General features: G+C 55.3%; 8 protein-coding genes. 5 read left to right on the forward strand and 3 right to left on the reverse strand.

Features of this window, described 5'->3' with window-relative positions; all coding sequences use genetic code 11:
• Positions 1-82: 82 nt before the first annotated feature.
• A complete protein-coding gene (locus FW800_RS22335) occupies positions 83-571 on the forward strand; it encodes a hypothetical protein (RefSeq protein ID WP_191949158.1) in 489 nt (162 codons plus the stop codon).
• A 14-nt stretch (positions 572-585) separates the two neighbouring features.
• Here the strand turns inward: FW800_RS22335 and FW800_RS22340 are convergent, their stop codons facing one another.
• Genes FW800_RS22340 through FW800_RS22350 form a run of 3 tightly spaced genes read right to left on the reverse strand, consistent with a single transcriptional unit; the run spans position 586 to position 2,220 of the window.
• Positions 586-1,023, reverse strand: a complete 438-nt coding sequence (locus FW800_RS22340) for a hypothetical protein (protein ID WP_446438485.1) — start codon at positions 1,021-1,023, stop codon at positions 586-588.
• Between the two features lie 35 nt (positions 1,024-1,058).
• Positions 1,059-1,985 carry a site-specific integrase gene (locus tag FW800_RS22345; protein WP_178119862.1) on the reverse strand — a complete coding sequence of 309 codons (927 nt, stop codon included), beginning with the start codon at positions 1,983-1,985 and terminating at the stop codon, positions 1,059-1,061.
• Complete coding sequence (locus FW800_RS22350; RefSeq protein WP_160049696.1) at positions 1,978-2,220, reverse strand: hypothetical protein; 243 nt, start codon at positions 2,218-2,220, stop codon at positions 1,978-1,980. Before FW800_RS22350 ends, FW800_RS22345 begins: the two co-directional genes overlap by 8 nt.
• A 954-nt stretch (positions 2,221-3,174) precedes the next feature.
• On the opposite strand from FW800_RS22350, the gene FW800_RS22355 reads away from it, so the two are divergent.
• The 4 genes from FW800_RS22355 to FW800_RS22370 form a co-directional block, all read left to right on the forward strand.
• Entirely contained in the window at positions 3,175-5,031 is a 1,857-nt protein-coding gene (locus FW800_RS22355; protein WP_446438486.1) for a hypothetical protein, read from the forward strand.
• A gap of 487 nt (positions 5,032-5,518) precedes the next feature.
• Positions 5,519-5,689 (forward strand): hypothetical protein, encoded by a 171-nt coding sequence (locus tag FW800_RS22360; protein ID WP_160049694.1) that lies wholly within the window; start codon positions 5,519-5,521, stop codon positions 5,687-5,689.
• Positions 5,686-5,907, forward strand: coding sequence for a hypothetical protein (locus tag FW800_RS22365; RefSeq protein WP_160049693.1), 222 nt, complete (start codon positions 5,686-5,688; stop codon positions 5,905-5,907). The genes FW800_RS22360 and FW800_RS22365 overlap by 4 nt, the downstream gene beginning before the upstream one ends.
• A 37-nt stretch (positions 5,908-5,944) precedes the next feature.
• Positions 5,945-6,328: hypothetical protein (locus FW800_RS22370; protein ID WP_446438487.1), on the forward strand; the 384-nt coding region annotated here is incomplete at its 3' end.

The raw sequence follows: 6,328 nt of genomic DNA on the forward strand, positions 1-6,328 counted from the left end.
GCGATTTTTACTGAGTACACTAATCTGTTATTAATCAATTCTAATCACTGCCGTTTCGGTTGAATCCATGAGGTTTTCAAGGATGAACCACGAACCATTGCCTAGCACTTGGGTTATCGAGGAGGCGCGAACGTTTATGAGAGCTGCTCAGATACTGGAGCAAAGGGCTACTGATGACCGCGATCTGAATCTGTTCTGGCCAGCCGTTATGAATTCGGCGCTCGCCTGTGAGCTATTTCTGAAATCGTGCTTGGTGGAGGCTGACCCCCGACATCCGAGAACTGAGCATGACCCCGAAGGGCATTTGCGGCTCGCTGTGCGGATGCCTGGAAATGGTCATGGCCTGGCCGATCTGTACAACGTCATTTCGCCTGAGCTGACCAATCGACTATGCGAAGTATCAGAGCGTATAGCGCCAGATTTCCCCCTAGAAAAATGGATTAAAACAGCCTCGAAGCTATTCGTCGGAACTCGATATCCGTACGAAGCGAACTCCGTCCAAAGCGTGGATTTGGAGGTGCTGAAGCTTGCTCCGCATTTAGATTGCGTGCTGTCGGAGATGACGCGGTGAGCCCTGAATTGGGCCTATAACAGGGTATGAAAACTGCGAGTGCGCTCGGCTTTAAGGGCATGTCTGACGGCAGAAGCTGTTTCGTCGCCCCCAAGAGCCCAGGAGTCCATCAATGCGGTGACTTGATCCAGCCGGTCCTGCATCAATCGGACCTGTTCTTGGTCTCTGTAGGCGGCTCTCAATGCCACGTCGCGGTCTTGGTCAGAAATGGCAAGGACGTCACGCAGGCTTTCGACTTCTTCATCGTGCCGCTTTGTGATTTCAGAGATATGGCCACGGTGGTGCAGCTCTGCCTCTTTGAGCGCGTCGCTGTGTTCCTTCAGCAGAGCTTTATGCCGCTCGACACTGGCGTTGAGGGTGGCTTTGAGCCGCGCTCTAGATTTTTTGCTTTCCAAGAGCATCACTGCCAAGACACCAATCACAATCACTGATATGCCGATCACGAAGAGCAAGCTGCTGCTGATCCACGTAGGGTCGATGTTTATTCTCAACGCAGATAGACCTCTGTAATTTCCGGCCGGAAGTGGCCCATTTCCTGTGAAACCACCGCCAGAGCCTGTTTTCGCGTTAAGTGGCGTTGCAATGTCGCCATGCGCTCTTGGGCGTAGGTATGCCGCAGTCCATGTGCGCCGTTCGACCAGCCGAGCGCTCCTTTGGAGGCTGCACTAACACTTTTGCTCCAGGGCTGACCGCCGCCAATCCCGTAAAACTGTTGGTAGTTGATTCCTCGATCTTTAACGATTCGTGGCTCTGCCAACCGTGTTCTTTCCAACCGTTGGGCTAGGGGAATCGGAATACGTACTTCGCGGATTAGCCCGCCCTTGCCGTGGACGGTATAGCTGATAGTCGTCTCGCGAATCCCTGAAAACTTCATTCCATGCGCCGGACGTTGATCCGGCACACGTTGGTGCGTTCTGCGAAGGCCGAGTAACTCATGAGCACGAAGGCCGGCGGCGTGCGCAATCTCTGTCGCCAGTGCGTTATGCGGAGCTTGGCGAGCTGCAATCAATGTCATTTGCTCGCGGTTGTATGCTCTTGCCTGATCAGCAAGCCTGCGACCCAAAGTGGGATGGTTTGTCGTTCCCATGCGGCTTGTCGCGGTGCTCCTGATTACCTCCAAAGTTTGTCCTGGTGGTAGCTGATGAGTGACATGCTGCATCATGGCTTGGAGGGCTTGGCGCTCCATGTCCAAGGTTTTCTGACCAACGACGGTTGCACGTTGCTGGAGGTATTCAAGAGCACGAGCAGGTGTCATTTCACGGAGGCTGCCTAGTCGATGCTCTTGAAGGTAACTGGTAATGCGCACCAAACGTTGCTCATAGTTGCGAACGGTGCCGACTGAGCGGATGTGGGTGCCTTGGAGGCTTTTCATCACGGACGCGGCTTGTTTCGCAGGCTTGGCAAACTTAGCCATTCTGGCGATTCCGATGTAGCCATCGGTGCACTGTCGAGCGTTGGATCTTGATGCCTTTCTCCGCTATCCAGCGTTGCAGTTCGCTGCCATTGCAACCTGCTGAATCAAGCTGCAACAGCTCGTACTTGTAGTTATCCAGCAATGAGCGACGTTGGGCATAGGTTCGGGGTTTTCTCCGAATCCTAGATTCGGCCTTGAGGCGTGCAGTAATGCTCTGCGCATCGAATTCGCTCATGGGATTCTCTCTATCAGATGTAAGAACTCCTGACCGTTGCCGGTTCAGCGACACACCATCCGTAGATGGTTCGTTGTGTGCCTGTTCGCCCCCCTTTGCATCAGATGCCGGCGGGGACTGTTCGCGCCTACTCGGAGTCTCCGAGTGAGTTCCTGAATGTCCGCTCAGGTTCGGTTGCCATTAGGTCTGGCTGACCATGCTGGGTTGTTTTTTCTCCTTAGGTGATTGTGCGTTGATGGTTCCGACACGTAGTCGGCGTCAGGCCGGTCACACACGCGATGACGCAGGTGTGGCCGATGGGCAACTGTCCGCGATGACGCAGGCCGAGCCCACTGCCACTGTCCCAGCCCATGAATCACACGGGTAACGGGACTGCCGGGCAGTACGGTTTGGTGCCTGATCAGCTTACGAAAATGGGGATTGGCAAACAACGCAATGTCGCTGCGTTGTTTTTGTTGCGTCAAATCTAAATGGTCGAGCGCGCCCGCTATGTAAAGCGCCTTTTAGGCGCGTTACATAGCGGGCGCAGAGGCGCCCAAAAGTGCGGCGATAGTAACTACATCGGGTTGAGTGGAGATGCAAAAGGGGGATCGATAGGCTGGAGGTTATTCAGCCCTATTACCGGAGAGATGTGAGCATGAAACTGAGGAATTTTCTGGATTCAATGCACCTACGGATGCCTCTTGTCACAAAGTGCGTAGGCAGGGCAGGCGTTGTCCTCGGACCAATCCTTGGCCTACTGCACTTGGTCGCTGCGGCAGTTATGCCGCCATACGGTCAGCACGTGGTGGAGCAGTACGATGCCGTTCAGCGCACAGGCGATCTGTTGGCAGCGCCGGCGGCCCAATATTTCATCCTGCTAGGTTTCGCACTGTGTTTGCTCTGGTTGGGCTTGTGGGCCGCCAGAATTGGTCTGGCCCTGCGTAACTGGATAATTCGGCGGCGGGCAGCCTAATGAGTGTAGCGACGGCAGAGGACTTTGCTGGGTTCAACTGGGTGTTCGGACTGTGGGAAAACGTGGCACTGACGATCATGACCGCTACCGAACCATTATTTGTAGCACTCAATGAGACGAGCACTGAGCTAATCGGAGTCGTGGGATTTGGCTGGTTGCTGCTGGTTGTGCTGCGTCTCGGTGAGAGTGCGAGCCGTACATTCTTTGCAGGTATCTTAATTTTCCTGGTTCTGGGGTACGGCATGCGGCCGGCGACTGTCACGCTTCCGAGTGGTGCATCAGTGCAAATGGTCGAGGTCCAAGCGGTTCCGCTTAAAATTGTCATGGCGATACACGTGATGTATCGGCAGGCATTCGATCAGGTTTTGAGCGACCAGACAGTGGCCGGCACAATCGTCCCGGCGCAGGCGGCAATCGACAATATGGTTGGGCGCTCAGCGGATGTGTTCGCGGGTAGCGATCTGGCCAGGCTTATCAGGGATTACAACGCAAGTTGTGCCCCAGCACCGGCTGAGCTAGCAGGGCCCGAGCATGCAGCCAAAGTGGAGGCATTACATGCCATTGGCTTGATGGGCGGTGGCGGCCTCGGGATTCCGGATAAAGAAGTCGGTCTCATTGCGCAGGCACGTACCACTCTTGGTGGTACGTGGACTTACGTGTTTGGTTCGGCTGAGGAAAATGGCGGTTGGGGCGCCTACCTGCTGGGCGGCGGAGCTGCTCGAACTGGTTTGGAGCACATGCTCGACCAGAGAGCCATCCAGTCACGCCGGGAAGCCGGTATCCGTGCTTTGGAGTCTGCTGGCCCGTTCATGGGGAGCAATTATGCATTGCCGACGCAAGCACACTGGGCTGCAAGACTCGCGGGTCAATCGGAGGCAACTCCATCCTATTTGCCGATCAGCAAATTACCAAGTCAGAAATCGTCAATTGTCGGAGATGATCAAGGAATCATGTTTCGACCATCCAGCTGTGTCGAGGCTTACCAGATTGCGCAGATGGGGGCGGAGCAGGCCTATCAAGCATTGCGCGAATCAGGTGAGGTCATCGCGGGTGGGCAGCGAGTCAGCGCTGAGGTGGGAGCCGTAAGTACCGCAGTGGCGTGGCAACGATTCATGGCTCGTTCTTTAGAGAGAACGACAGGCGCATCGCATGAGGGCAGCGAGGTCGCCGGAGGGATCTTGGCCGCCGCTCAAATGTTCAAAAATTTCAGTGGATGGCTGGATCTGCAAACGCTCCTGCCTGGATATGTCATCATGCCGGCTTGGTTATTTTGGATTGTCTTAATCCTCGCCCCGCTTTTCCTGCTGCTAGCACCTCTGCGGGGAGGTAAGATACTTGTTAATTGGTTTTCTCTGCTTCTTTTGCCGGTCATCGCGATGATGACCGCGCAGATGATCACTGTTGCGATCTCGCAAACCATGGCCGCTGTAGCTGTAGCGCAGGCGGGAGCTGCCAGTGGGTGGACTGGAGTAGGGGCTGATTACGATGGGCTTCGTGGTTTGATGTCAGCCGTAGCTGCTGTATCGCTTGGCCTCTCCACTTGGGTTACTTCGAGTATGCTTGGTGTTTCGTTGGGAGGGCTAGCAGGCAGCCTTTCAGGCGCTGTGGCTACAGCTAGCGATGCTGGTCGCTTCGCCATGAAAGCGGTTGGCGTCGCCATGTTGGGTTCAAGGTTGGCGGGGATGGGAACAGCTGCCTCGTCTGGACGTGGAAGTGGTTCAAATCTTCAGAAAGGTTCTGGAGAATCTCCATCAGTCCCTCGGCCTGCTAATCCGGTAGGGCCTAGCTCGATTCCACCGCCTCGCCCCAGTCAGGGGGCGCGGCGGTCGCTAAACCCTCCGAAACCTAAAAAATAGAGTTTGGGCAGGAGGGGCGGCGTTGACCGCCCTGGTGCAGATGATGACGTCACAGTCAGTGGGGCTCATCTGCACAAGCCCCCATTCCTCAGGCAACAAGCGCAGCCTGCATACCCTCGCAAACCTCCGCTTTCGCATCGCCTCGGTATCTAGCCGCACAGCTTTACCATTGGCATGCAAGTGAGCCACTTCAGATCGCCTTTAAAAAGTCCCACGAAGCCTAGCGCTACCTTCGATATGTCCGCCGGCCAACTAACGGAGTCACTGCCGCACCAGTGACAGATCATTTGCGATCACAGGCGAACCGTTGAGGTTCATCCTTATATCCTGCGGCGCCTCGTGGTATCGCCTGCGCACCATGGGGCTCCTAAAAAAATCATCACGGCATCCCCAGTTCCCAGCAGGGGAACTGAGCATTTTTTACCGGAGTGCCATGACACGCCCTGAGGAAAGGTAACTTCAGATTCACATGAGCGTGGAGGTGGGTATGAAGCAGATGCTGGTCACTGTTGTGTGCGCTGGGGCGGGGTTTTATCTGGGGGCGCACCGTTTGGTTCCCCTATGGCTGATCATCGTCCTGGCGGTGCTCGGTGCAGGGTTGTGGGGCTTGGCCGAGTGGCTTGAGCGGCTGGACTCTAAAAGCGAGCGCAACCCATGATGTGCGCCGATCTTCAAGAGCTCGTTGTGCTCTCCGCAATGTTTCCCTCCTGGTCGTGGAAGCAGGCGACAGCGCGTCGGGTCATTGTGGCGTCGGAGGGTTCTGTGATCCGCCTGTACTGGATGCCGGCGCTCTTATGCCTGGACGAATTCCGCAGCCAACTATTTGTGCAGCAGCTCAATGCATTTGGTTCGGGCCGGGGCATTGGCGAGGATTAAATAGAACAATGGCATATTGTGGTAAGGAGCGTGCAGGGTGAAGAAATGGAAATTGGCTTTACTGGCGATGGTATCAGCGTCCGTAACTGGATGCTGGCAGGACGATTACGCGTTCGAGGGAAGGTATTTCGCCACTGAGGGCGAGGAATGCACTACGCCGTCCAGCGTCATAGATCGAGAACAATACTTTTTGGAGATTACCAAGCAGGTTCACAACGGTGTCGCTTCGTATACCGCTAAATTTCCAATCGCTTCAAGGGCCGGAGCCCCTATCACGAGTGCCCAAAGCGCATCTGCAACGGACGAGCATAAGCTGACCTTCAATTTCACTAAATCGGAGGTGCCTGGCGTGTTTACGGGAAGTCCAGCGGTGGATATTGTAATCACCGTGGTTCCGAACAAAAGCAAGCAAGGGCATCTC

The sequence above is a fragment of the Pseudomonas sp. 910_23 genome (genome assembly GCF_052850795.1).